General features: G+C 57.4%; 24 protein-coding genes and 1 pseudogene. 7 read left to right on the top strand and 18 right to left on the bottom strand.

Annotation, left to right across the window (positions count from 1 at the left end):
- Window positions 1-7: 7 nt before the first annotated feature.
- The 3 genes from LEPTO7104_RS0120005 (at window position 8) to LEPTO7104_RS0119995 (ending at window position 2454) form a co-directional block, all read left to right on the top strand.
- The gene (locus LEPTO7104_RS0120005; protein ID WP_026072882.1) at window positions 8-826 is read left to right on the top strand and encodes a tetratricopeptide repeat protein; all 819 of its coding nucleotides are present in this window, start codon (window positions 8-10) and stop codon (window positions 824-826) included.
- 134 nt (window positions 827-960) lie between these two features.
- Window positions 961-1179, top strand: coding sequence for a hypothetical protein (locus tag LEPTO7104_RS0120000; RefSeq protein WP_017300367.1), 219 nt, complete (start codon window positions 961-963; stop codon window positions 1177-1179).
- A 42-nt stretch (window positions 1180-1221) separates the two neighbouring features.
- Window positions 1222-2454, top strand: a complete 1233-nt coding sequence (locus tag LEPTO7104_RS0119995; protein WP_017300366.1) for a molybdopterin molybdotransferase MoeA — start codon at window positions 1222-1224, stop codon at window positions 2452-2454.
- An 89-nt stretch (window positions 2455-2543) separates the two neighbouring features.
- Here the strand turns inward: LEPTO7104_RS0119995 and LEPTO7104_RS0119990 are convergent, their stop codons facing one another.
- Complete coding sequence (locus LEPTO7104_RS0119990) at window positions 2544-3008, bottom strand: hypothetical protein (RefSeq protein WP_017300365.1); 465 nt, start codon at window positions 3006-3008, stop codon at window positions 2544-2546.
- A gap of 161 nt (window positions 3009-3169) precedes the next feature.
- On the opposite strand from LEPTO7104_RS0119990, the gene LEPTO7104_RS0119985 reads away from it, so the two are divergent.
- Entirely contained in the window at window positions 3170-3466 is a 297-nt protein-coding gene (locus LEPTO7104_RS0119985) for a putative quinol monooxygenase (RefSeq protein ID WP_017300364.1), read from the top strand.
- Window positions 3467-3595: 129 nt separating this feature from the next.
- On the opposite strand, the gene LEPTO7104_RS0119980 is transcribed toward LEPTO7104_RS0119985, so the two are convergent.
- Entirely contained in the window at window positions 3596-4408 is an 813-nt protein-coding gene (locus tag LEPTO7104_RS0119980; protein WP_017300363.1) for a prepilin peptidase, read from the bottom strand.
- Window positions 4409-4551: 143 nt separating this feature from the next.
- Between LEPTO7104_RS0119980 and LEPTO7104_RS0119975 the strand changes: the two genes are divergently transcribed.
- Complete coding sequence (locus LEPTO7104_RS0119975) at window positions 4552-5745, top strand: trans-sulfuration enzyme family protein (protein ID WP_017300362.1); 1194 nt, start codon at window positions 4552-4554, stop codon at window positions 5743-5745.
- Between the two features lie 24 nt (window positions 5746-5769).
- Here LEPTO7104_RS0119975 and LEPTO7104_RS0119970 read toward each other — a convergent pair whose 3' ends face one another.
- Window positions 5770-6159, bottom strand: a complete 390-nt coding sequence (locus LEPTO7104_RS0119970; protein ID WP_017300361.1) for a VOC family protein — start codon at window positions 6157-6159, stop codon at window positions 5770-5772.
- A gap of 347 nt (window positions 6160-6506) precedes the next feature.
- Here LEPTO7104_RS0119970 and LEPTO7104_RS0119965 point away from each other — a divergent pair, with 347 nt between their 5' ends.
- Both LEPTO7104_RS0119965 and uvrB read left to right on the top strand, forming a co-directional pair.
- Window positions 6507-8510: a monovalent cation:proton antiporter family protein gene (locus LEPTO7104_RS0119965; protein WP_017300360.1), complete on the top strand. Its 2004-nt coding sequence runs from the start codon at window positions 6507-6509 to the stop codon at window positions 8508-8510.
- A gap of 157 nt (window positions 8511-8667) precedes the next feature.
- Window positions 8668-10671, top strand: a complete 2004-nt coding sequence (gene uvrB / locus LEPTO7104_RS0119960) for an excinuclease ABC subunit UvrB (RefSeq protein WP_017300359.1) — start codon at window positions 8668-8670, stop codon at window positions 10669-10671.
- A gap of 172 nt (window positions 10672-10843) precedes the next feature.
- Here the strand turns inward: uvrB and LEPTO7104_RS0119955 are convergent, their stop codons facing one another.
- From LEPTO7104_RS0119955 to LEPTO7104_RS34650, 15 genes and pseudogenes are all read right to left on the bottom strand, one after another.
- Window positions 10844-11503, bottom strand: coding sequence for an ABC transporter permease (locus tag LEPTO7104_RS0119955; protein ID WP_017300358.1), 660 nt, complete (start codon window positions 11501-11503; stop codon window positions 10844-10846).
- Between the two features lie 201 nt (window positions 11504-11704).
- The gene (locus LEPTO7104_RS0119950) at window positions 11705-12184 is read right to left on the bottom strand and encodes a hypothetical protein (RefSeq protein WP_017300357.1); all 480 of its coding nucleotides are present in this window, start codon (window positions 12182-12184) and stop codon (window positions 11705-11707) included.
- A gap of 131 nt (window positions 12185-12315) precedes the next feature.
- Window positions 12316-12966, bottom strand: coding sequence for a HEAT repeat domain-containing protein (locus LEPTO7104_RS0119945; protein ID WP_071527283.1), 651 nt, complete (start codon window positions 12964-12966; stop codon window positions 12316-12318).
- Window positions 12967-12976: 10 nt separating this feature from the next.
- On the bottom strand, window positions 12977-13672 hold the full coding sequence (locus LEPTO7104_RS0119940) for a HEAT repeat domain-containing protein (protein WP_017300355.1): 696 nt from the start codon (window positions 13670-13672) through the stop codon (window positions 12977-12979).
- Between the two features lie 24 nt (window positions 13673-13696).
- Window positions 13697-15919, bottom strand: coding sequence for a tetratricopeptide repeat protein (locus LEPTO7104_RS0119935; protein ID WP_017300354.1), 2223 nt, complete (start codon window positions 15917-15919; stop codon window positions 13697-13699).
- Window positions 15909-17213 carry a P-loop NTPase fold protein gene (locus LEPTO7104_RS0119930; RefSeq protein WP_017300353.1) on the bottom strand — a complete coding sequence of 435 codons (1305 nt, stop codon included), beginning with the start codon at window positions 17211-17213 and terminating at the stop codon, window positions 15909-15911. The genes LEPTO7104_RS0119935 and LEPTO7104_RS0119930 overlap by 11 nt, the downstream gene beginning before the upstream one ends.
- 144 nt (window positions 17214-17357) lie before the next feature.
- A pseudogene (locus LEPTO7104_RS43700) lies at window positions 17358-17870 on the bottom strand (hypothetical protein).
- 10 nt (window positions 17871-17880) lie between these two features.
- Entirely contained in the window at window positions 17881-18333 is a 453-nt protein-coding gene (locus LEPTO7104_RS0119920; protein ID WP_017300350.1) for a hypothetical protein, read from the bottom strand.
- Between the two features lie 107 nt (window positions 18334-18440).
- Window positions 18441-18734, bottom strand: a complete 294-nt coding sequence (locus LEPTO7104_RS0119915) for a hypothetical protein (RefSeq protein ID WP_026072878.1) — start codon at window positions 18732-18734, stop codon at window positions 18441-18443.
- A 1102-nt stretch (window positions 18735-19836) separates the two neighbouring features.
- Entirely contained in the window at window positions 19837-20904 is a 1068-nt protein-coding gene (locus LEPTO7104_RS0119910; protein ID WP_017300348.1) for an ABC transporter ATP-binding protein, read from the bottom strand.
- 129 nt (window positions 20905-21033) lie between these two features.
- The gene (locus tag LEPTO7104_RS0119905; protein WP_017300347.1) at window positions 21034-21918 is read right to left on the bottom strand and encodes a carbohydrate ABC transporter permease; all 885 of its coding nucleotides are present in this window, start codon (window positions 21916-21918) and stop codon (window positions 21034-21036) included.
- A 53-nt stretch (window positions 21919-21971) separates the two neighbouring features.
- Window positions 21972-22871 (bottom strand): carbohydrate ABC transporter permease, encoded by a 900-nt coding sequence (locus tag LEPTO7104_RS0119900; protein ID WP_017300346.1) that lies wholly within the window; start codon window positions 22869-22871, stop codon window positions 21972-21974.
- A gap of 122 nt (window positions 22872-22993) precedes the next feature.
- Entirely contained in the window at window positions 22994-24235 is a 1242-nt protein-coding gene (locus tag LEPTO7104_RS0119895; protein ID WP_017300345.1) for an ABC transporter substrate-binding protein, read from the bottom strand.
- Window positions 24236-24659: 424 nt separating this feature from the next.
- Window positions 24660-25337, bottom strand: a complete 678-nt coding sequence (locus tag LEPTO7104_RS0119890) for an ExbD/TolR family protein (protein WP_017300344.1) — start codon at window positions 25335-25337, stop codon at window positions 24660-24662.
- Window positions 25334-26083 (bottom strand): MotA/TolQ/ExbB proton channel family protein, encoded by a 750-nt coding sequence (locus LEPTO7104_RS34650; RefSeq protein ID WP_083887099.1) that lies wholly within the window; start codon window positions 26081-26083, stop codon window positions 25334-25336. Before LEPTO7104_RS34650 ends, LEPTO7104_RS0119890 begins: the two co-directional genes overlap by 4 nt.
- Window positions 26084-26098 lie beyond the last annotated feature (15 nt).

Below are 26098 nucleotides of genomic sequence, written 5' to 3'. Positions count from 1 at the left end.
GGTATCGATGGGACAATCTATTGTTGTGAATCAGGCTGAGTTTGAGCAGCAGGTGCTGCAACCCTCGTTTGAGCAGCCGGTGCTGGTCGATTTTTTTGCTACCTGGTGTGGACCCTGCCAGCTGCTCAAGCCCATGCTTGAAAAGCTAGCCCAGGAGTATGACTTTACTCTGGCCAAGGTGGATATTGATGCCAACCCCGAGTTGGCCAAGGCCTTTGGGGTGGAAGGGGTGCCTGATGTGCGCATTGTCACCCAGGGGCAGGTGGAAGAGGGGTTTGTGGGGGTGCTGCCCGAGCCCCAGCTGCGCGAGCTGCTGGCCAAACTGGGCCTGAAATCGACCCTAGAGCAAGATCTAGCGGCGTTTGACGCAGCCCTGGCTGGGGGCAATCCGGCGGAGATTTTATCGGCGTTGACCACCCTGCTGACCCGCTACCCCAACAACAGCCAGATTTTGCTGAAGGCGGCTCAGGTCTACGTCATTCAGGGAAACGATGCCCTGGCGAACCAGTATTTGGAGCTGATTGACCCCAGCGATCGCGCCGCCGCCGACATGGCCGACGGGCTAAAAGGGCTCCTTGCCCTGCGCCAGTCCCTGACGGATCTGGGCGATACACCGCTAGACGAAGCCTTTGGGGCGGCGGGCCAGGATGCCCTAAAGGGAGACTTTGCTACCGCCCTGGAGGGATTTTTGGGGGTGGTGGAGCGCGATCGCGCCTACCGCAACGACGGCGCCCGTAAGGCCATGCTGGCGGTATTCAAGCTATTGGGCAGCGACGACCCACTCACCATCACCTACCGCAAACGGCTGATGCAGGCCCTCTACTGAGCAACTTTTACTTAGGAAAGGCCGACGGATTTCGAGTTGGGCAATTTTGGTTAAGGGCGCAACAGTTATTCTAGAGACAGTTCCCTAAGCTAACTCCCAAGCATTTTAGCCAACGCTACCTAAACGGTAAACCTATGGCATTTCTGACCCGCTGGCTTCAGTTTTTGCGGTTTCTTGAAGGACTGCTGGAGTTTCTGGATGTTGTCACTACACCTTTGGGCATGGTAGCCACCGCCGGTGTAGTGCTCTACAGTGTGCTGATGTTTTTGGGTGCCGATGCCTCAACCGCAGCTACTTTGGCCGGGTCTGTCACCCTGGGTCTGAGCTGTCTGCTCACCCGTCCCGATTTTTAGCCCATCCCCTCACCTTCCCCATCCCCCCACCGTCTCCACCCCATGCTCCCTGCCGCTGAGGCCGAAGCCAAAATTCTTGCCCTCGTTTCATCGCCTACCGAAGCTGAACAAGTCCCCCTAGGCGATGCCCTGGGGCGCATTCTGGCCCAGGCAATCTCCAGCCCGCTCGACTTTCCCCATTGGGACAATTCTGCGATGGATGGCTATGCCGTGCGCTACGCCGATGTGCAGGGGGCCAGGGCCGAAGCTCCGGTAGCGCTGGCGCTGACGGAAACCATTCCGGCGGGGCGATCGCCCACCCGACCCGTCGGCCCCGGCCAGGCCGCCCGCATTCTCACTGGCTCCATGCTGCCCGACGGTGCCGATACCATCGTTATTCAAGAGGTGACCCAGCGCGAGGGCAATCGCGTTTTGGTGCTGGAAGCGCCCACGCCCAAACAGTTTGTGCGCCACCAGGGCAGCTTTTGCCGGGCGGGCGATTCCCTGATGGGTTCAGGGCTTCGGATTGGCGGGCCAGAGCTGGCGGTACTGGCCTCGGCCCAGTGCGTCGAGGTGCCGGTGTTTCCGCAGCCTCGGGTGGCGATTCTGTCTACCGGCGATGAGCTGGTGACGCCCGAAACAGCCCTTCGGCCAGGGCAAATTGTCGATTCTAACCAGTACGCGCTGGCGGCTCTGGTGCGCCAGGCGGGGGCGATTCCAGTCCCGCTGGGAATTGTGGCCGACCAGCCCGAGGCGTTACGGGCGGCGATTCAGTCGGCCCTGGCCCGGGCGAATGTAATTGTGTCGTCGGGGGGCGTGTCGGTCGGCGACTACGACTATGTAGACAAGATTTTGGCGGAGCTGGGGGCGACGTTGCATATTCGCTCGGTAGCGGTCAAGCCCGGCAAGCCCCTGACCGTAGCGACCATTCCAGCACAGCGGGGAGTCGAACCGATCTACTTTGGTCTGCCAGGGAATCCGGTATCGGCGCTGGTGACGTTTTGGCGATTTGTGGTGCCTGCCCTACGCAAGCGATCGGGGCTGGATGGCGGATGGGCACCCACGTTTCTACCTGCCACGACTCGCCACGCGCTGAAAGCCGGGGGCCAGCGCGAAACCTACCTGTGGGGCAGGCTCAGCACAACGCCATCCGGCTACGAGTTTGAACTGGCCAGCGGCGGCCACAACTCAGGCAATTTGATCAATCTGGCGGGCACCAACGCCCTGGCGATCGTGCCTGTGGGCACGACGCTCATTGCTGCGGGCGAGCCTGTCCAGGTTATGTCTGTCGGCTAAAGGCCTTTGGCTACGAAAATATTCGAAAATTGTGCTCTCTCAAGGGCGCAGGGCCTGCATCCCTACCCTGAGCTATCCCTTCCTTTTCATCATTGCTGCTGCTCAGACCCTGCGATTGCGCACACATACTCCATTGCTGCCGAATTCAGCGGATCGGGATCAACGGGCATCCAGCCGCGGCTGCCGACGGGGCCATTGAACTCTACATCGCGAAAGCGGCGGCGATCGCAGTCGTACTCGGTGACATAGTCGGTGCGCTGGGGCGGCCCGGTGCGGCTGTCGATGTAGTAGCTGCCCACCCGAACACGACCCGGACTCAGCGCTTTCACAGAGTCGAGATCGACAAACTGCTGCTGCTCACCCTGGCTGGCGGCGGCGACCGGGTACCAGGTGGTGGCCAGGGCGCAGGCGGGAGAAATGGCCCAGACCAGAAGCCCCAACAGAACGGTGGACAGGGCAATCAGGCGCGATCGGCCAGCGGCCAGGCTACGCCGTCGCCAGCCTGCACTCAGCGCCCAGGGACTAAGCTTAAAACATTGCGGGAATTGGTTCACGATGAGCGATCTAGACGTATGGTTGGCTCAGGTTGGGCGGTAATGGCGGAGTCTCTCCAAAAGGAGTTCGCCCTTGCCTAGGGCCGCTCCCACAGATCATGGGTCACCCCCGTGCGTCTGGTCAAGACAGCGGGAAGGCCAGAGCTATCAGGAGACCAGCCGTGAACGGTAGCATTCGCACCATTGCCAAAGTTATAGCCAGAGCTGGGCAGGAAGCCGCGCTGAAAGCACTGCTGATGGAAGTTGCCGAACTCGCCCGCGAAAACCCCGGCTGCCTGCAATACGAGCTGTTGCAGGGGCACTCCAATCCTGGCGAGTTTGTCACCATCGGCCAGTGGCAAGACGAGGCCGCCTTTCAGACTCACTACCGTTCGGGCTACATGGACGAGTTCATGCGCGAAATTCCTGAACTGGTCGATCATCCCCCAGACATCCAGTGGTACAACCTGGTGATGTGAAGCAATCGCCGTTGCCAAGGGATAGCGTTGCTCTGCCTCTGCCAGCGTTGTAATTGCCTCTGTAATAGCAGCTGACATCGTTTCTTTACCCCATTCTATGAGAGAGGCCCTGAACATACTCTGAGGCGATTATAGGGTCGGGAAAAACAAGGCCCGGTAGGCTCCAATAATTGCCTCGCCCCAGAACACCGTGATCAGGGCACCGATCGCCAAAAATGGCCCGAACGGCATGGGCTGACGGCGGCTGATCAGTTTCAGGGCGATCGCGCCGCCACCCACCACCGCCCCCACCACGCAGGCCAAAAAACCGCTCAGCAATACCCCCTGCCAGCCCAGCCAGGCCCCCAGCAGGGCCGCCAGTTTGGCATCGCCGCCGCCCATGGCCGTCTGCCCCAGGGCCGCCGAGGCAAACAGCGTAATTAAATCAAACAGCCAGATGCCCAAAACCGCGCCGAGAATGCCGCCCACCAGTCCCTGAATCGGACTGGGCCAGGGGTCTCCCTGCAACAGCGGCAGAGCGGCCTTAACCGCCAGCCCCAGCAGCAGCCCCGACCCGGTGAGCACGTTGGGCAGAGTCAGCGTATCGATGTCGATAAAGGTGAGGGCCACCAGCCAGCTCAGCAAAAGCCAGTAGCCCACCGTTGGCCAGCTCGGCCCAAACAGCCAAAACGTCGCCAAAAATAGCGCCCCGGTAAAGGCCTCAATCAGCGGATAGCGGGGCGAGATCGGGGTACGGCAGTAGCGGCAGCGCCCCTTGAGCCACAGCCAGCCCAGCACCGGCACGTTGTCGTGGGGTTTAAGCTGCGTGTGGCAGGTAGGGCAGCGCGAGGGGGGGTGCAGCAGCGACAGCCCCGCCGGAACCCGGTAGATCACCACGTTGAGAAAGCTGCCCACAGCAGAGCCGAAGAGGAAGACAAGGGCGGAGGTGATGAGGGCGTCCATGGGGGGGTGAGGGGTGGGGGGTGGAGGGGTGAGGGAGTGGATGAGTAGGTGGGTGGAGGGGGGGATAGGGTTAGGGTGCCCAGATGGGGGAGCGGGGTTGGGTGCGTTGGCGAAGCCTTCCTGAGCGAGAATCGCCTGGGACAATGCCTTTGAAAAATCGCTCCTACAATCAGGAGAACGTCATTCCCCACCATTTTATGTCTCCCGAAGCCATGCCTTTCTCCGCCGATACCCAGGCTGTCCACAGCGGCAGGGCCATTGACCCCAGCACTGGAGCGCTTACCCCACCGATTCATCTCTCGACCACCTTTGAGCGCGACGGCGACGGCAGCTATCCCAAGGGCTACGTCTATGGCCGCAGCGGCAACCCCAACCGCGACGCCCTCGAAACCGCCCTGACGGCCCTGGAGCAAGGCACAGAAACCGCCACCTTTGGCTCCGGGTCTGCCGCCACCTTTAGCCTGCTGCAAGCCCTCGGCCCCGAGGACCACGTGATTGCACCCCAGAGCGTTTACTTTGGCGTGCAGCAGATGCTGAGCAACATTTTTGCCCCCTGGGGGCTGAGCTACACCCTAGTGGATACCACCGATCTGGCGGCGATGGCCAAGGTGCTGCGCCCCAACACCCGCCTGGTGCTGATTGAAACGCCGTCGAACCCGCAGCTGGCGGTGACCGATATTCAAGCCGTGGCCGATCTGGCCCACCAGGCCAACGCCTACCTGGCCTGCGACAACACGATCGCATCTCCAATCCTGCAAACCCCGCTCGATCTGGGGGCCGATTTCGTCATCCACGCCACCACCAAGTATCTGGCGGGCCACGGCGATGTGATTGGCGGCGCGGTAGTCACCCGCGAGCTAAACCCGCTGTTTGAGCAGCTGAGAACGATTCAAACCATCGGCGGGGTGGTGCCCTCCCCCTTCGACTGCTGGCTCACCCTGCGCGGATTGCAAACCCTGCCCCTGCGGGTGCGCGCCCAGGCCCAGGCGGCCCAGGCGATCGCCACCTGGCTGGCCCAGCACCCCGCGATCGAGCGGGTGCTCTACCCCGGCCTGCCCGATCACCCCGGACATGCCATTGCCCAGCAGCAGATGATGGGCTATGGCGGTCTGCTCTCGTTTTTGGTCAAGGGCGACCAAGACACCGCCATGGGGGTCGCCGCCAAAACCCGCCTGATTGCCCGCGCCACCAGCTTTGGCAGCCCCCACAGCACCGTAGAGCACCGCGCCTCGATTGAAAAAGGAACCACAACCGCCCCCAACCTGCTGCGCCTCTCGATTGGCCTGGAGCAGGTGGACGATTTGATGGCCGACCTCGACCAGGCCCTCAAGGGTTAAATGCTGATCGGGTAGACACAGGCTCTAGGCCGAGGCCCGATGGCAGACGGCCTCGATGTTGTGGCCATCTGGCCCGATCACAAAGGCGCCGTAGTAGTTGGGGTGGTACTGCTCTCGAATGCCGGGGGCGCCGTTATCTTGGCCGCCTGCGGCGATCGCAGCGTCGTAAAACTGCCGCACCTGATCGCGATTTTCGGCGGCAAAGGCCAGGTGAATAGGGCCGGGGCTGCTGCCAAAGGAGCCAAACCAAAACTGACCTTTGCCATCTTTGCCGATCATCGCCCAGCCTTCGCCTTCGGCAATGACGCCAATACCCAGCGGCTGAAGGGCCTGTAGATAGAACGCTTTGCTAGCGTCAAAGTCGCTGACATAGAAGCCCACGTGGTCGAGAATCATGAACGCCTCTTGAGCCATAGCGAGACGATCATAGCCTGAGATCCAGGGGCGATCGCTGGCGGCATCCGGGCATCCCCCGCGATCGCCCCTTCGATCAAGCAGCCGCTTTACTGGGTCGCTAGCTTGGTCAATAGTGCTCGAAGGCCGAAATAGGCCGACTATTCCAGCTCACTTGGCTCCCTAGCTCCCCTGCTCCCTCGCGATTGACAGTCGTCGTCACACTTGTGCCGCAGTCTACTGGCTTGGTCGCTCAAAGCATTCTGCTCTAAAGCCTGGCTTTGGCTGAGGGTTGGGTCAAAATAGTGGCAGCAAAGCGATCGCAGCCTATCCCAAACGCCCTATTCCCCCTCTGGCAGACAACCCCAATGGCTGAAGAGTTGACGCTAATTGTCGAAATGGTGACGGTGCTGGGGGCCGCCACGGTGGGTGGGTATCTGGCCAGCCGCCTGAAGCAGCCGGTGCTGCTGGGGTATTTGCTGGGCGGCATGCTGATTGGCCCGGCAGGGTTGGGCTTCATCACCCTGGAAGGCGACATTGAGGTGCTGGCCAACATTGGCGTGGCGCTGCTGCTGTTTGCCCTGGGCATTGAGTTTTCGCTCAAAGACCTGCTGCGCATGCGCGCGATCGCCCTGGGCGGCGGTTCCCTACAGATGATCCTGACCATTGCGCTGGGGGGCAGCCTCGCCTACCTGACCGGCTGGGTCGAGACGATTCCGACGGCGGTGTTTTTGGGCGCGGTGCTGTCGCTGTCGTCCACGGCGGTGGTGCTCAAAAGCCTGATCGAACGCAACGAGATGCAGACCAACCACGGCCAGATCATGCTGGCCATTCTGGTGGTGCAAGACCTGGGGGTAGGCCTCATGCTGGCGATTTTGCCCGCCCTCACCGAACCCACCAACGTGATTGGGTTAGCCCTGGCGGCGGCGGTGCTCAAGGCCCTGCTGTTTTTGGGTTGCGCCATTTTGGCGGGCAAGTGGCTGGTGCCCCCAGTGGTGCGGCTGCTGGCCCGCAGCGGCTCCCAGGAGCTGTTTTTGCTGGGCATTTTGGTGCTGTGTCTGGGCATTGCCCTGCTCACCTCGGCGCTGGGCCTGGGCATTGAGATGGGCGCATTTGTGGCGGGGCTAATGATTTCCAACGTGGAGTATGCCGACCACGCCCTCGATCGCATGCTGCCCATGCGCGACGTGTTTGCAACGCTGTTTTTTGCCTCCATTGGCATTTTGATCGACCCGGCCTTTTTGCTGGCCAACGGCTGGATTTTGCTGGGGCTGGTGGCTGTGGCCATGGTGGGCAAGGCGGTGATTGCCACCGGAGTGGTGACGCTGTTTGGCTACTCGCTCAAAACGGCGCTGGCCGTGGGCCTGGGCATTAACCAGATTGGCGAGTTTTCCTTTGTGCTGGCGGGGGTGGCCCAGCAGGCGGGGCTGTTTTCGCCCCGCCTCTACGGGCTGACGGTGGGCACCACGGCGGCCACGCTGCTGCTGACGCCGTTTTTGCTGCGGGCGACGCCCCACCTGCTGGCGGCGCTGGAGCGCATGCCCTGGGTGAACCAGTTCTTGCAGCTGAGCCAGTCGCCCCGCCTGGTGGGGCCAGAGGAAGACCTGGTGGGCCACGTGGTGGTGGTGGGCTGCGGCCGGGTGGGGCACACCCTGATGCGGATGCTGTACTTTCAGGGCTACAAAATTCTGGTGATCGACAACAACGAGGCGGTGCTGCAATCCCTGCGCGATCGCAACATTCCCTACCTGTTTGGCGATGCCGCCAGCCCCCTGCTGCTGGAAAAAGCGCGGCTGCCCCAGGCCAAGGCCATGGCGATCGCCCTGCCCGACCCAATGGCCACCCGCCTGACGCTAAACCGGGCGCTGAGCCTGGCCCCAGAGCTGGATATCACCGTGCGCGCCCACAACGACGCCGAAATCGATACCCTCTACCAGCTCGGGGCCCAGGAGGTGGTGCAGCCCGAGTTTGAGGCCTCGCTGGAAATGGGGGCGCACCTGCTGCTGAACCTGGGCGACTCGACCTTTGAGGTGCAGCAGGTGGTGAACCGCTACCGCACCCGCCGCTACCGCGACATTTTGCCCGAGCGCTCTGAGTACTGGGGGGCGATCGATCTCGAAGCGGCGATCGAGGGGCTGCTGCGCCGCTGGTATGAGCTGCCGCCCGACTCACCGCTGGCGGGGGCCACCCTGGCCGAAACCGATATTCGCCGCCGGAGCGGCGCGACGGTGATGGCGATCGAGCGGCAAAAGCACCTGCACCGCCACCCCACCGGAGAGATGGCGATGGCAGGGGGCGATCGCCTGCTGGTAGTCGGCAGTCCCGAGGCTCACAGCGCCTTTGCCTCGCTGCTGAGTCAAGCACCGAAATAAATCGACGCCAGCCGCTCAGGGTTGAGACGCTGCCGCGGCGTTGGGGGCAGCGCTCCCCAGTTTTTTCGGCGCAGCTTAGGTTACCGACATAACCACCATCGGGGGCAAAATCAGTCATCATGAAGAAACGTATATAGTGTCTTTGTACCGTTGACCTATGGGCGACTTCGATATCCAGGCTCCCTTCGAACCCACGGGCGACCAACCCAAGGCGATCGCAGGCCTAACCCAATTTCTGCAAGACAACACCAAGTACCAAACCCTGCTGGGGGCCACGGGCACGGGCAAAACCCACACTATCGCCCGCGTGATCGACAACATTGGCAAGCCCACCCTGGTGCTGGCCCACAACAAAACCCTGGCGGCGCAGCTGTGCAACGAGCTGCGCGAGTTTTTCCCCGACAACGCGGTGGAATATTTCATTAGCTACTACGACTACTACCAGCCCGAGGCCTACATTCCCACCACCGACACCTACATCGCCAAAACCGCCTCGATCAACGACGAGATCGACATGCTGCGGCACTCGGCCACCCGCTCCCTGTTCGAGCGCAAGGATGTAATTGTGGTCGCCTCGATCAGCTGCATCTACGGTCTGGGCATTCCGTCGGAGTACCTGAAGGCCTCGATTCCGCTGAAGGTGGGCATGGAGGTGAACCAGCGCCAGGTGCTGCGAGATTTGGCCTCGATTCAGTACGCGCGCAATGACCTGGATCTGGGCCGGGGCAAGTTTCGGGTCAAGGGCGACGTGCTGGAGATCGGCCCCGCCTACGAAGATCGGATCATTCGCATTGAGTTTTTTGGCGACGAAATCGACGCCGTGCGCTACGTAGACCCGATCACCGGGGCCACGCTGCAAAGCATGGATGGGGTGAGCATTTACCCGGCCAAGCACTTTGTCACCCCCGACGATCGCATCGAAGAGGCCTGTCAGGCGATTAAAGACGAACTGCAAGAGCGTTTAGCCGAGCTAGAGAAAGAGGGCAAACTGCTGGAGGCCCAAAGGCTGGAGCAGCGCACCCGCTACGACCTGGAGATGATCCGCGAGGTGGGCTACTGCAACGGCGTGGAAAACTACGCCCGCCATCTGGCCGGACGCCAGGCCGGGTCGCCGCCGGAGTGCCTGCTAGATTACTTTCCCAAAGACTGGCTGCTAGTCATCGACGAGTCCCACGTCACCATTCCGCAGATTCACGCCATGTACAACGGCGATCGCAGCCGTAAGATGGTGCTGATCGACCACGGCTTTCGCCTGCCCAGCGCCGCCGACAACCGCCCGCTGAAGGCCGAAGAATTTTGGGAAAAGGTGAACCAGTGCATCTTTGTCTCGGCCACCCCCGGCAGCTGGGAGATGGAGATCTCCGGCAGCAAGGTGGTCGAGCAGATCATTCGCCCCACCGGGGTGCTCGACCCCGAAATCTTTGTGCGCCCCACCGAAGGGCAAATCGACGACCTGCTGGGGGAAGTGCGAGAGCGAGCCGCCAAGCAGGAGCGGGTGCTGATTACCACCCTGACCAAGCGCATGGCCGAAGATTTGACCGAGTACTTTGAGGAGCACGGCGTACGGGTGCGCTACCTGCACTCCGAGATTCACTCCATTGAGCGGATTGAGATTATTCAGGATTTGCGCGAAGGGCTGTACGACGTGCTGGTGGGGGTCAACCTGCTGCGGGAGGGGCTAGACCTGCCGGAGGTTTCTTTGGTGGCGATTTTGGATGCCGATAAGGAAGGATTCTTGCGGGCAGAACGCTCGCTAATTCAAACCATTGGCCGCGCCGCCCGCCATATTCGCGGCCAGGCCATTCTCTACGGCGACAATTTGACCGACAGCATGGCCAAGGCGATCAGCGAAACCGAGCGCCGCCGCGCCATCCAAACCGCCTACAACGAGGCCCACGGCATTACGCCGACCTCCATCATTCGCCGCAACAGCAACTCGATTTTGTCGTTCCTAGAGGTCTCGCGCCGCCTCAATGCCCACGAGCTAGAGGAGGTCTACGAGCACAAAGAAGAGCTGCCCCTGGAGGAAATTCCCGAGCTGATTGGCCAGTTTGAAAAGCAGATGAAAGAGGCCGCCAAAAACCTCGACTTTGAGGAGGCGGCTAAATTTCGCGATCGCATCAAATCTCTGCGCGACCAGCTTTTGGGCAAGCGATCGTAGGGCATTATCCTTGGGCGATCGCCCAAGGCACCGATCTGGTTACCTGACAGAACCCTTAAACCCCTTATGCCGCCGTAGGTTGGTGTTGAGCGAAGCGAAACCCAACAGCTCCAGCGCAAACGGACTGATGACGAGATACGCCTGATTGACAGACTAAATCCATAACGCCGAGTCAACCCTGCGCCGATCGCACCCCCGGAGCCTGCGCGGCTCGCTGCACCGCGCTCAGCCCCACCTCCGCCAGCAGCGCCAGCAGCGCCACGGGCACCGCCCCCACCAGCAAAATTGCCGGGTCGTAGGCGGCAAAGCCCAGCACGATAAAGGCTCCCAGCCCGCCTGCGCCCACAAAGGCAGCCAGGGTAGCGCTGGCGATCACCTCCACCGTGGCGGTTTTGATGCCCGCAATGATCACCGGCAGCGCCAGGGGAATTTCGACGGTTTTGAGAATGTCAACCGGGGGCATGCCCATGCCCGTGGCCGCCTCGCGAATGGCGGGGCTGATGTTGCGAAAGGCCACGTCGGTGCTGATGAGAATCGGCGGCATCACCAGCAGCGTGAGGGCCAGCACCGCCGACCAGAAGCTCAGCCCCAGCACCGGAACGGCCAAAAACAGCACCGCCAGGCTGGGGATGACCCGCAGCGCGTTGAAGCTGTTGAGCATGACGGTGGAGATCAGGCGCGATCGCGCGCTCCACAGCCCCAGGGGCAACCCCACCACCAGCCCGATCGCCAGGGGCACCGCCACCAGCAGCAGGTGCTGTTGTAGGGCGGTGAGGAGGCGATCGCTGTTGTCGATCGCGTACTGATAGGCGGCTTGGAAGGTGGGCAGCATCGGGTAGATCTGGCAGAAACGAACTGGCCCTGGCAACAAGGGGCCAAACCCATAGTCGCATAGTTGCCGTGGGGCGATCGCGAACCCTTGGTTACGCTCGGCGTTTCCTTTGTCTTTCTGGTCAATACTGTCCTGAAACGCAGTCGAGGGGGATGGCCCGCTAGCCATCCCCCTCGACTGTATTTATGCGGCTGAATTGGTTTATGCGGCTGCGTCGCTGGCTTTGCTGCGGCGCTTGCCCAGGGCTTTGAAGCGTTCGCCCAGCTGGTCGGCCACGCTTTTGAGGCCGGGGGAGTGGCGGGCGGCGGTTTTGGCGTAGTCGTAGACGAGCAGGCTGCTCGCCATCGATTCGCTGCCGACGGCGAGCAGGGTGTCGTCGACGGTTTCGGTGAGCTGCTCTAGCAGACCCAGTACTTCGCTGAGGGCGACGGTGAGGTGGTAGTCGCGGTTAAACTCGGCGATGTCGAAGGTGCTGGGGACGATGTCGGGGTTGTTTTGGGTGGCGGTGACGCTGTTGCGGACAAAGGCGAGGCTTTTGTCGCCCATTTTGAAGCGCTTGCGGCGTTCGTCGGGGGTGAGGGTGATGAGGAAGGGGAGGTGGTCTTGAATGAGGGCGATCGCGCCTTTGATCTCGCCCATGGCCTGGTCTGAAACGGTGGCGCTGATGTTTTCGTAGGGCATACCCTGATGACTCCTTTTTATAGATGCGGGTAGTGGGTGCCTGAGCGGGCAGAACGTTTGAATGGCTGCTCGGTCATAGGGCTAAATATTCCCGGCGGGCGATCGGAGATATCACATGACATGGATGACTATTAGACACCTTCCTCTGGAGTTGAACTCATCGTATCGATGTAGGTAACGAACGCTTTCGCCCAAACGCTTTCTTCTAAGAAGTGTTTCAACACTTCCACAAGGGTTGCTTTGCTAGCCTGAAAGTGCCGTTCTGGGTTCAGGAGCTGTTGTCGTAAGGTAGTCAGCTTGGACCCTCCGCTTGGCTGAATTTCGGTAAACTCTGCATCGATAATGGTTAAGGCTTGAGATTCCGTAGCGACTGATGGATTTTGAGCTTGTAGGTCATTGAGGACAGCTTTCAGGTCTGAAATTGCTGTCTGAAGTTCAGGGCTGGTGGTGTAGTTGTATTGAAAGCCAACTTGGTCGCCCTGAATGGTGACATCTCCGGTATTGAGGTTGCCGACATTACCAATGTTAAAGGTGGGTTGGTTTTTGGGTGATTCAGCCATTTGAGGTTTTGCGATTAAGACCAGGGCATCCATTGCATTCAAGCGTACTTGAACTTGGGTGTCAGTTGATACGGCCTGACACAACGCTGGAATCGCCTCCGGAAGGCCCAACCGACCTAGAGATTTTGCAGCCCTTGCCCTAATTCGGTAATTGTCAGATTCCAGCAAAAGCTGGCAGAGAATGTTGACGATTTCTGCTTGCTGGTCTGGAGTAATGGACACTCGCAAGCCCTCAAGCTACGGAATAGTCTTGAGCAGCGGTGCCCAAAGCTTCTACAGCTGTTTCTCGAACGGTAGCATCTGGGTCTTGTAAGAGACGGACTAACAGAGGGATGGTATCTTTTTGTCCCAGTTTGCTGAGGGCGATCGCAGCATTCTGCCGCAGATGAGGATTTGGGTCGGTAATCAGTTTGACCAGGGTGTCTGTGGCCAGTTGTGAGCCAATGGCACCAATCGCTTCGACGGCATGAGCTTCGACGGTTGGGTCTGAGTCTGTAAGTAAATTGAGCAATGCTGGAATGGCGCTTTCGGCACCGATTGCTCCTAGAACACTGGCTGCTGTGCCCCGAACGGCGGGGGCTTCGTCTTCAAGGGCTTTGAGCAAGCCTGGAATTGTAGCCCTTGTGCCAATATGCCCCAATGCTGCTGCTGCTGTTTGGCGGGTAGCTGCAGTGCCTGTCTCAAGCACTTCAAGCAATTTGGGTATTGCTGATTCGTCGCCGAGCTGCCCTAATGCCTGGATGATGTTGCACTGGACCGTTTGGTTAGGGTCTGGCAAAGCATCTAGCAGCAGTGGTGTTACTGCTGCCTCGCCCAGTTTGCCTAGAGATTCTGCAGCTTTGGCCCGCACCTCTGGGTTGGGGTCACTGGTGAGAGCATGGGTAATGGTGTCTAAGACCATCTGGCGGTAATCAGTTGGCTGTTCCATAAATTCGCTTTAGCAAAAGAGACATTAATAGATGCAATCTTGAAGAGAATCAAGATTGGCTTGGGCAAGGGGGTGATTTAGATGGAGCGCTTGAGTAAAGCTATGAATCGCTTCGTCGTAGCGCTTAAGTTGAGACAGGGCAGTGCCCTTGCCTATCCATGCTTCATCAAGTCGGTGATTAAGCGTAAGGGCAGTATCAAAGGCGTTGAGAGAGTATACAGGATTGTGAAGCTGAAGAAGAATGGAGCCTTGATTACTGTAAATAACATCATTCATTGCTTCCTTATTTTTAGAATCAAGTTCAAGGGCTCTATCACAATATTTCAGAGCATCTTGATGTCGGCCCAAATAGTAAGCAGGAAAGCTAATATTTGCCCAAGCTAAAGTAAGCTTAGGGTCAATCTTCAATGCCGCATCAAAAAATTCTAAAGCATCTTGACAGTTTATCTGATCAATTTTACTAGAAGCAGGAAACTGGAGAATAGAAAATCCCAAAGGAATACGAATGAGTAGAGGCTTTCCAAGCACAGCTTTCAAGCCATATGAATATCGCGACAATGTCAAAAACCCTAGATTGTTTAAATCGTGTTTGTCTTCTGGACAAATTTGGACTAACTCCTTAAAGCAATTGAGAGCAGCTTGATGATTACCAAGAGAATAAAGAGCGATTCCCTTACCTCTTATACCTGCAAAAAAATCAGGCCTTATAGTTAAAGCATCATCAAAACATTTTATTGCTTCCTCGTGTTGACCTAACTCATTATGTGCTGCACCTAAGAGCCCGAGGCAATCATATAAATCAGGCTTGATTTCTAAAGCTTTGTTGCAACTCCTCAACACTTCATTGTACTCACCTAGCACTAAGTGCAAACTGCCTTTTTTGGCCCATAAATAGTGCAATTCGGGCTTGATTTCTAAGGCGCGATCATAGCTTTCAATTGCTTCCTTTTGAAATTCTAGATTTTTAAGCGCATCACCTCGCCCACGCCAAGCTGCATAATACTCAGGCTGAATTTTTATCGCTTGATCATAGCTGCCAATCGCTTCTTTAAAACGTTCTAACTCTAGGAATGCGTCTCCCCGCGTTGTCCATGCATAACAATTATCGAACTGCAGCTCAGAAGCACTTTTAAATAAACCATAATCAATTTTTTCGATTGCATCAACGTACTTTTTAAGCTTAAATAGCAGAGCACCTTGAATGATCCAAAAACTACCAAACTGCGGTTGCAGCTCTAGAAATCTTTCGAAATCATGAGATGCCAACTCGTATTTTTTTAGATTGAGATATGCAACGCCTCGTGCTGCCCATGCAAAATGGAAGTCTGGCTTTAGTTCTAGAATATTTTCATAACATTCTATTGCTTCTTCGAACCTTTCCGAATCGTGAAGTAACTTCCCTTTGTTATGCCATGCCTTATAATTATTAGAACTTTCAAATAGAGCTCTTTCATAACAGTCTAATGCTCTAACGATATCCCCACCGCTTTCGAATAGCCGCCCTTGTTCCCGCAATAAATCAGACCTTTTTTCACAGTCGATAATTTTGTTTTGAAGAATTTTATCTTTAATATCTAAGACCCGCTCCACTCGCTCTTCGGGCGTCAGAGAAATATACTCATCATAATCTTTATTCATTAATTTATTTAAAGATTTTTGCTCATCCTCGAAGGTGTCTTCGAGTTTAAAGAAGCCTGAACGCCAATCAAAGAAATCTGGTGCCCGTTGCACAAAATAATCGATTACGAAGCTTGGCACTAAAAAAACAAGCGAAATAGGTAAGTGCTCCTCAAAAGCTTCTCTTTGCCTGTTTAAATGGCTTAATAGAGGTGGCAAACCTTTCCAGCTATAGTTATAGATTTCTTCAGAGGTCCACCCAGCTAAGCGCTGAGTATCCTCGTACCTGTACATGGCTTGCTCTACACCCGTTATGCAAGCTATCTCAAATGATTGATTATCATAAGATTGTATCAATTCATCATACAGTGTCTCACTATCCCTATTAAGTTCAAACTTCACTAAGCGCTTCCGAGATAGATTTTCTTGTATTTCTCCAATAATACGTTGGCTTTGGGCTGGATTACACTGAACAAAGAACAGGCCGAAATTCTTCTTACGCCTTAATGCACGTAATAAATCATTCAGCGCTTCTACATTCTTAGGACTCCATTCACCTACATCATCGAATGTTAAGGATTCCGGTTTCATTAACTGATTAACTTCAGCTGCTGCTGACCTATCTGTCATCTAACTCCCTCCAAAGTACTGGATGGGCATCGTACCAGGTTTGCTTAGCACCCTCTTTGTCAAAATAGCGATACTCCAACACACAACGGCTGAAAAGTAGGCTGCGTTGCACTTCGTCGTTGTCAATTTCCTTTGTGTCTCTTACCTCCTTTAAAACTGCCCATTGGTTTTCTTCTACTGCACGGCGATACACATCCCGCAAAGCGTCAGCAGCCCGTCGTACAGCTCTCTCGCGAATAGGTAATGTATCAGTTTTATTGATGGCTTCCTGCATTAGCTGCACTAGATCCCGCGCATACCCTCCGCTGACCAAGCAAAGCTCATTAAGTACTACTTCTGACTCGAATACTTTTGGTACAAGCGCATCTTGCAAGCGCTCTGGTACACGCAGCTGAATAATGGTTATCAGAATCTCCAGCCCAGGTTGATAAGTGTCTCCATTTTCTTGGCGCACCATAATGGACGGCAACACTTGCGGGATGCCATAGTTATCTTTTAACTCTGTTGCCCAGCGAGAATAAATCATTGAAATAGGCACTGTATAAATGATGTGACAATCCAGTGCTTTTAGCTGTTCGTGGCGGTCTAAGAAAATCTCTTCATGGTTGCTGCGCCCGTTGTCTCTGAAAATTGGCACAATGCGATCTAAGTTATCTGCAATTACGAGCAGCTTAGTTTTTTCGGGCAAATGGCTTTTACCATCCACAATAAAAGCATTCAGCGCCTGAATCAGTGTTTCCGTATGTGGCTCTAGCTGCTCTCTAATTTTCTGACGCTGGCCAGGCTCTGCCCGTACAGCTGCCGTTATTTTTGCAAATTCCTTTAAACCTACCTCTAGATTAACGTCGTCTACGTTAATCTCTGTAAGCATGATTGCGTTTAAATCTTGCAGTCGAGCCTTTAACCAGTTGAGGATAGGTGCCGGATTTGCCTGCTTTAACCCTCTCAATAAATGGCGTGTACAAGCTAGGAGGATGTCTGTGTACTGAGCATCCTGGACGCTAAGATCGGCTTCGTCAGCAGCAAAGTAAACTACCACATGACCACGATCTTCCAAATCTTTCTTCAATCGCAGCAGTTCGGTTGTTTTTCCTGAGCCTCGATAGCCCGAGTACAGCTGGTAGGTTAAATCGTTAGATCGCCTTACCGTACGCCCCAAGTCTTCCAATACGTCTTCATCCCCCCGTACTGCTCGACAATCTACATACGCTGGATCCCCTGGCTGCAACGGTGTTGGGGTAAAAGCGTTGTACATCTCATCGAGTAACTCTTCCATGTCCTGGGGGTTAGTCATGGGTGATGGCTGCACAGGGTTAACGGCTGGTATGTACCAATTATGCAGCAGAGATCTTTTCTCAGTAAGCCTTGGCAAGAATTCCTATAGTTGCACAGTCCCTTGACTGGGTTAGTTCTGGCTTCTACTCCCGCAACTTGACGGCTAATCCCACCAATAGGACACGACGATCGCATCCCGGTCTTCGTCAGGCTGCTTGCCCCACAGTGCATCCTTCAGCCGCAGCAACAGGTAGTTCCTAAACTTCCAGTCGTCTTCCTCCAGAGAGCCATCGAAGGCTGAGACCTCATCGGCTCTCCACTTTTTGCCCAACTCCATCAGTTGAGCCACGGTGGTGTCGCAGTTCTCGGTCAAAATGTAGAGCGTATCGGCTGGGTATTGCACAAAGTGGATGATGCTCTCTTCCGGCATGGGGCGATAGTTGGCCATCGCCAGCAGCGTATCTACGACACCGTTGAAGCTCAATCAATTCTTGTCCGGCGCAAAAACGGGTTTGGTGAACACAAAGCTTTCCCATAGGTCGGGATGGTTCGCTAGGTCGGTAATCACCTCTGGTCCATCGAACAGGTTGAACCGCCGCTGCCAGACCAGGGCAGCGAAGAACTCTTGAGGCCTATAGGTCTCTGCAAGGTGTTGCACTCGTTGGGCATCGAGCATGGCGGCTACCTCAAGCCTGGGGAGATATGCGTTGAGCGTGTTGTAGCTCTTCGATCGCCGTCTTAACCTGTTGCTGACGGGTCCGCAGATCTCGGTAAAAGGTGACGCCCTTCTCAATCTGCTCATCCCTGGGTTCATCTGCTGTCCCGAAGGCCAGGCATCCGAAAAATGAAACGAACCCTCTTCGGTCTGCTTCAGCTTCCTCATATTTGCGAATGCGGTCGTCTACACTCTGGGTCACATAGTCCAGAATGTCCTGGTCTGTCTTGTCAGCCCAGGAAAAATCGACGCCTGGATACTGCCGAATCACTTCCCAAATATGAACAGGAATCGGCACCATGACACGGTTGTAGGAGGCTTCAAACTGTACCTGCTCCAGTTCCAGGTAAACATAGCTGTCGTCAAGGGCTTCATGATAAAAGTGAAACGTTGGCCCATAGGCAATGGTGGATTTGGTAGACATAATTGGGGTTTAGGTAAGTGAAAACAGGATAGACAAAGATTCAAGTCTTTGCCCATCCTGCTTGAGTTTTTAACGATTGAGGAGAATCAACCCAACTGGCGATGGCCCTAAGAGTCCGGTCTTTGACGATCGCGCAGCAGCAAGCTAAACACCTCCCCCTGCTCCGGGGTAATCAATATCCCCGACTCCGGTATCGTAAACTGGCGGCTCCACTCTAGCCGCTCGACGTATTGCAGCAGATGCAGATGGTTGATCGCCCCCTGCACCCCTTCCGGCGAGCCAATCACCAGATGGCGCAATCGCTCGCGCCCCGGTTGGGCCTCAGGGTTCGCAAGCAGCAGCGGCGGACGGGTCGCCGCACCACCACGGGCCGACGACGCCAAAAATGGCAAACACAACATAATCGGGTTCCTTCCGAATGTAACGACGGGTAAGAAACCCAAAAACTTGGCCGCCCCAGACTGGTGCAGTTCAGGGCGGCCTGGGCAATAATAGCCCTAGCCTCCGAGACAGCTTGCTCTGTCGAAGGGGTTAGCTGCTGGTTGGTGTTGGCGCACCTTCCAGCGGCGCTTGACCAAATTTTTGGGAAGATAAGCTGCACGCATACAGCCATAGCTCAGTAAGATATCTCATTCGGTCCACACAGACAAGTTAAATTTGTTACAACTTGAGCATCAGACTCAAGGGCGGCAAATTGCGCTCGGGCAGAGATACTCGCAACGATCCCCCCTTGATCCCCCCTAAAAATGGGAGCAAAGGTAACTGGTGTATCCCACTTTTAGAGTTTGTCATTTTGACGGCTAGCTGGTCTGTCATTCCCGTGTAGACGGGAATCCACGTCGGACGACTTACTCTCGCATAGATTCCCACTTTCGTGGGAATGACGTAGGCACTTGCAAAAGTTAGGATGCACCCAAGGCAACCCCACCTTAATCTCTAGCTCAGCAACAAAAAACTTTCCCCTTTTCAAGGGGGTAACGAATGGCACTAAGACCACGAGCAACCGGGGGATTCCCTCATCAGGCTGAGCAGTTTCCGAACCTAGCTGAGTAGTCTCCGAGCTTAGACGAGTAATCTCTGAACCTAGCTGAGTAGTCTTTAAAGTTAGCCGAGTAGTCTCCGAACCTAGACGAGTAGTCTCTGAGCCTAGTCGAGTAGTCTCTGAGCCTAGTCGAGTAGTCTCCGAACCTAGTCGAGTAGTCTCCGAACCTAGTCGAGTAGTCTCCGAACCTAGTCGAGTAGTCTCCGAACCTAGTCGAGTAGTCTCCGAACCTACTCAACCTGGATTCGGTTTAAGCTTCGCCCTTTGGGAAACAGACTCGCCAGCCCCTCCTGGGAGGGGCTGGGGGTGGGTTGGTCTCAACCGTTGAACAGCTCGTCGGTAGACTATAGCTGCTTTGGAGTCATCGTTTTGACCCACCCCGCCCTCCGGGCACCCCTCCCAGGAGGGGAAGATGTTATCCCGAACTGAACCTACTCGACCAAGTGCCTCACCCCCGGATACTAAGCGTTAAGCCGCTGCTCGGTATCGCCGTCAAACCAGTGGATGAGTTCTGGCGGCAGGGCCAGCCGCAAATTCTCCTTACTCCAGGTGGCATCGGCGGGCAGCAGCGCCCGCAGAGTCAGGCTGGGGTCGCCCTGCACCCGCAGGCTGACCAGGTCGCTCATGCCCAAGTTTTCCACCAAAAATACGTCACCGCTGACGGTGCAGGCATCGCCCTCGCGGGGCAGCCGCAGATGCTCTGGCCGAATGCCAAGAATCACCGATTTCGCCGTCGAACCGCTGGGTAGGGGCACCCGAAAATCGCCCAGGGCCACATCATTGCCGACCCGGCTAAGGGGAATCAGGTTCATCTGAGGGCTGCCGATAAAGCTGGCCACAAAGCGGTTGGCCGGGGTTTTGTAGATCTCGTTGGGGTGGCCCAGCTGCTGCAGGTGGCCGTTGCTGAGCACCGCCACCTTAGTCGAGAGGGTCATGGCCTCGGTCTGGTCGTGGGTGACGTAGACAATGGGCGATTTTTGGTCGGCAAAAATTTGCTTCAGATCGGCCCGCACCTGCTCGCGCAGCAGGGCATCCAGGTTGCTGAGCGGTTCGTCAAGCAAAAACACGTCGGGGTTGCGCACCAGGGCGCGGGCCAGGGCTACCCGCTGGCGCTGCCCGCCCGAAAGCTTGGCCGGTTTGCGATCTAGCAGGGGGTCGAGACCCAGCACTCCAGAGGCCTCCTGCACCCGCTTTTGAATGTCGCCCGCGGGCAGGTTGCGCATTTTGAGCCCCGAGGCAATGTTGTCGCGCACCGTCATGTGGGGATACAGGGCATAGCTCTGAAACACCATGGCAATGTTGCGATCGCCCGGCGGCAGCGGACTAACATCGCGATCGCCAATGATCACCCGCCCTTCCGTGGGCTGATCCAGCCCCGCAATCAGCCGCAAAATCGTCGATTTACCGCAGCCCGATGGCCCCACCAGGGTCAAGAACTCGTTGTCTTCCACCGCCAGGCTGAGCTTTTTCACCGGCACAATGTCGCGGCTGTAGGCTTTGGTTAGGTTTTGTAGTTCGAGTTTAGACATGGTCTTGGGGGAGTAGGGAGGTGGGGGAGTGGGAGCGTGGGGGCGTGGGGGTGTGGGGGCGTGGGGGCGTGGGGGCGTGGGGTGGGGGGCGTGGGGTGGGGGGGATAAATCGATTGCGCGATTACGCCATCACCCTTTCACCGACCCCGAGGTCAGGCCCTGCACGATCCGCCGCTGGAAGAACAGCACCAGCAGCACCAGGGGCAGGGTGCCGACGACAGTCGCCGCCGCCAGGGGGCCGTAGGGCACCTCAAACAGGGTGGTGCCGCCGAGCTGGGCGGCGGCGACGGGGATGGTTTTCATCTCTTCGCGGGTCATGAAGGTGAGGGCAAACAGGTACTCATTCCAGGCGAAAATAAAGGCCAGAATGCCGGTGGTGACCAGGGCGGGCAGGGTCATGGGCAGCACGATGCGCCAGAGCATCTGGACTGTGTTGTAGCCATCGACTCGGGCCGAGTCTTCGAGATCCTTGGGCAGCTGCTGGAAGAAACTGCGCATCACCAAAATCGTCAGCGGCAGGTTGATGGCCGTGTAGGGAATAATCAGCGCCAGGTAGTTGTTGGCCAGCCCGAAGGCGCGCACCACTTCCAGCAGGCCCAAAAACAGCAAAATGTAGGGAAACAGCGTGACCACCAGCACGATCGCCAAGATCACCTGCTCTCCCGGAATGCGCAGGCGGGCCAGGGCGTAGGCTGCGGGCGACCCCAACGCCAGGCACAGCACCGTGGAAACGATGGACACCAGAGCGCTGTTGAACATATAGATGTAAAACCGGTTGCGCCGGAACAGGTCCAGGTAGTGGTCAGCGGTGAGCTGGTCAAGGCCGGGGAAATACACCACCGCATCGGCGGTGATGGCGTCGTTGGTTTTAACCGAGGTCAGCACCTGCCACAGCACCGGGGCAAGGCTAAAGATCACCGTGAATGCGATCGCAGCCCACAGCAGCACCCGCATCCAGGGGATGCCGCGATCGCTGGTTTGGGGCGGGGCCGTAGTTTGGGGAGCGGTGGTCATGGGGGATGGTGAGGGAATTTGGGATTAGGAGATTGGTGTGCCAAAATCCAAAATTATTCGGTTTTGGCGCGCAGGCGAGAGAGATAGAGCCAGGTTATCCCTACCACCGCAATTAGCACTAAAAACGTCACCGTGACCAGGGCGGCGCCGTAGCCAAAGTCCAGGTAACGCATCACGGCGGCATAGATATAGATCGACACCATTTCCGTGGCACCGCCGGGGCCGCCGCCGGTCATCACCTGAATCAGGTCGAAAATGCCAAAGGCCTGGGCAAAGCGAAACAGCATGGCAATTACAATCTGCGGCGCAATCAGCGGCAGCGTAATTTGTCGAAAGCTTTGCCAGGGGCTGGCCCCATCGATGGCGTGGGCCTCGTAGAGATCCTGGGAAATTGACTGCAATCCGGCCAGTAGCAAAATCGCCACAAAGGAGGTTGTCTTCCACACGTCGGCCCCAATCACCGCCACCATAGCCCAGTCGGGGGTGCCCAGCCAGTTCACCGGGTTGCTAATGATTTGCAGCCGCAGCAGCAGATCGTTCCAGACGCCAAATTCGGTGTTAAAAATCCAGCGCCAGGCCAGGGCAATCAGGGCGGTGGGCAAGGCCCAGGGCAAAATGGCGATCGTTCGCACCCAGCCCCGGCCCCGAAAGGCCTGATCGAGGGACAGCGCGATAATCAGCCCCAGCAGCAGCTCAAATATCAGCGTAAAAACGGTGAACACAGCCGTATTTCGCATGCTTTGCCAAAAGCGGCCATCCTGCGCCATGCGCCCGTAGTTGTCCAGGCCGCTAAACACGGGCTCCAGGCTGGTGCTGAGGTTTTCGGTAAAAAAGCTCAGCCAAAAGGCCCGCAAAATCGGGAAGGCATAGACCAGCAGCAGCAGCAGCAGCGCCGGAGTCACCAGCAGCCAGCCGGTACGCTGTTGTCGTTCTCGAATGTAGTCCCTGGTCATGGTGGGTGGTGGTGTGGGGGCGTGGGGGCGTGGGTGCGTTGAGTGGGAGGGAGAAAACTTGGGTGTTGTTTGGGGCATTTTGCTCAAAAATCCAAAATCCCCAATCTAAAATCCAAAATGCTCTAGCTCTCTACGCCCAGTACGCGGCGGCTTTCGCCAGCGGCGGCCTGCATGGCGGCTTCGGGGGTCATTTGGTCGGTAATGGCGGCGCTCAGGTAGCGCTGCAAAATATCTGACACCTGGGCGTACTGCCCCACGGGAGGGCGGGGAACGGCGGTGTCTGCCACTTCCAAGAGCTGTTTGTAGTGGGGAAACTTGGCCAGCACCTCGGGGTCGGTGAACAGGGCGCGACGGCTGGGCACGTAGGCAAATTCGGTGACGAAATCCTTCATGGGGCCGGGGCTGGTGAAAAACTCCACCACGCGCCAGGCTTCCTCGGGATGGGCGGTGTTGGCCGAAATGCCGAACCCCCAGCCCCCCAGGCAGGCGGCGGGCTGCTCTCCCTCGGCATGCACCATGGGTTTGAGGGCGATGTTGCCGGCCACGGGGGAGTCGTCACCGTTGGCCTCGGCCCAGGCGTAGGGCCAGTTGCGCAAGAAGGCCGCATTGCCGTTCTCAAACTGGCGCAGGGAGTCTTCCTCAACGTAGTTGGTCACTCCGGGAGGGGAGATACCCTGGGCGATCGCGCCTTTCATAAACTCGGTGGCCTGGATGGCGGCGGGCTGGTCCAGGCCCACTTCCAGGGTGTCTGGGTCAATCCAAAAGCCGCCGTAGCCCGCCACAATTTCAACAAAGTTGGTGACGAGCCCTTCGTACTGCAAACCCTGCCAGACAAACCCCCAGTCCACATCGGTCTGATCCTGAATGGCCTCCGAGGCGCTAATCAGCTCGCTGAAGGTTTGGGGCGGGGCTATGCCGACTTGATCGAGCAGGTCGGTGCGGTAGTAGAGCATACCCATGTCGGAGCGAAAGGGCATGCGGTAGAAGCCATCTTTGTACTGGCCAGCGGCCACATCGGCCTCTAGAAAGTCAGCCAGATCGGCTTCGCTGACGCGATCGGACAGGTCTTGCAGCCATCCGGCAGCGGCAAACTTGGGAATCCACACCACATCTGAAAACAGAATGTCGTAGGGGGAGTCGCCCAGCAAAAATGAGGTGGTGTAGAGGTTTTCAACGGCATCGGCAGCGTTGGGGCCGCGCACCATTTCAATGCGGATGTCGGGGTTTTCGGCCATGAACTGCTCGGCTAACCCCTGCATCTGGTCCGCTTCTACGGCCCGCAGCAGAAAAGAGATGGTGACGGGCTGCTGAGCGCGAACATAGCTACCAAACAGGAGCGTTGCCGTCGTTATCAGCAGCGCCAAACTTACCCAGATTAGCCGCCTCCAGCGCAGGGGCAAAAATCTCGAAAGTAGCCTAAAACGCAAGGATCTATCACGCAAAACAAAGCCTGGAAATCTAACGCTCCCAGGCTCGCCGCACAACCCATGCATCTGTGCGAATCATGCAATCTATGCAAAATCTGAGTCTGACGACCCAGCACCGGCCAACCCAGGCCTTCCCATAAAACTGGAAAGCCTGGGCGCTGACCTCTACCTTAGGGATGACTTTGGGGAATCACTTTGGGAGATAAACCCTGGAGAACAGCTCTGGGAAATGACGCTGGCCCCTGTACTCGAAGGTTGAAATATGCCAACTATTCCAGCTCGCTTGGCTCCCTGGCTCCCCTGCCCCCTCGCGATTGACAACAGTCGCCACACTGCCGCAGTCTACTAGCCCTGAGCCGAGCTAGTTCTTGGGCTGCGCTGGAGTTGGGGAGGGCTGAAGCGGCGAGGTCGGCTGGTCGGGGAACAGCGGCGATTGGGGAGCAAAGGGATCGCTGCCGGGCTGATCAAAGCCGGGGGGCAGCCCCTGTCCATCGGGCGCGTTCTGGGAACCGGGCGCGTTCTGGGAGCCGGGCGTATTTTGAGGAAACCCATTGGGTAAAGCGTTGGGATCTGCCGCTGCGCCGGGGGCAGTCTGCCCTGGGCTCAGATTGGTGTCGCTGGGCAGGGTGGCCAACGCCACGCGATCGCCCCCCACCGATCGCAGCAAATCTAGCACCGCCACCACATCTTCGTAGCGGGCATCGCGGGCAGCATAGAGCACCATCAGCCCGCCGGGGTTGACCTGGTTAAACTGCACCAGCACATCGTGAAGCAGATCTAGCGTAACGGGCTGCTGGTCGAGATAGGCCTGGCCCAACCCATCGACGCTGACGTAGAGGCGATCGGCCCCCTGACTGACCTGTCCAGGCAGCGGCTGCCCGGTTTGGGCCTTGGGCAAATCTAAGGAAATGGCCTGCTGACGGGTTAGCCCCACCGCCGCCAAAATGAAAAAGGTCAGAATACAGAAGATGACGTCGATCAGGGGGATAATTTCCAGGCGGACGTCCTGGGAGGGAATATCGAGCAGGTCTACTTTCATGGCGAGGGTACCTCCACTGAGGTTGAAGCATCGGGAGTAGACGAATTGGGCTCGGCGGCGGCCATGGAGGACCCAGGCACCACCGGGGCTACGGGTTCAGCCATCGGCGAAATGCCGTGGCGCTGGGCCCAGCTCTGGCGGTAGAGCAGCTCTAGCTCGCTGCCCGCCTGACGAAACATTTTGGCCTGGCCAAAGATAAACCCCTGAAACAGCCGATAAAAGGCCAGGGCGGTAATGGCAATAATCAGACCAGCGGCGGTGCTAATCAGCGCTTCGCTAATGCCCAGCGAGGTACCCGCCGTGGCGTCGCCGCTGCCCAGGTCGCTGAGCTGAATCGACCCCAGGGAGTTGATCAGGCCCAGCACTGTACCCAGCAGGCCCAGCAGCGGGGCCAGGGCAATCACAGCTTCTAGAATTTTTTCGCCCCGCCCCATGGTGGTGAGTTCTTCGTTGGCGGCGGTTTCTAGGGCCAGACGAAACACCTCCGGGTCGGGCGATTGCAGCTTTAGGGGGGCCGATAGGAAACGCCCCATGGGCAGCAGGCTAGAGCGCTGGGCAATTTCGGCGGCGGCGGGCCATTCCCGGCGGGCGGCCTCCAGCACTCGGCCCGAGACCTCGCGCTCGCGGGTCAAAATGCGCGACCAAAACCAGATGCGCTCCAGAATGGTGCCTACGGCCAAAATCGACAGTAAGAGCAGCGGCCCCATGGCAATACCGCCACGGGCAAATAGCTCAGGTATATTCACGAGAATCCTCCTATC

Origin of the sequence: Nodosilinea nodulosa PCC 7104 (genome assembly GCF_000309385.1) — a bacterium.
In the GTDB taxonomy this organism is placed as follows: Bacteria; Cyanobacteriota; Cyanobacteriia; order Phormidesmidales; family Phormidesmidaceae; genus Nodosilinea; species Nodosilinea nodulosa.
The sequence above is the reverse complement of the archived record's forward strand: the minus strand, read 5'-3'. Positions and strand labels throughout refer to the sequence as shown.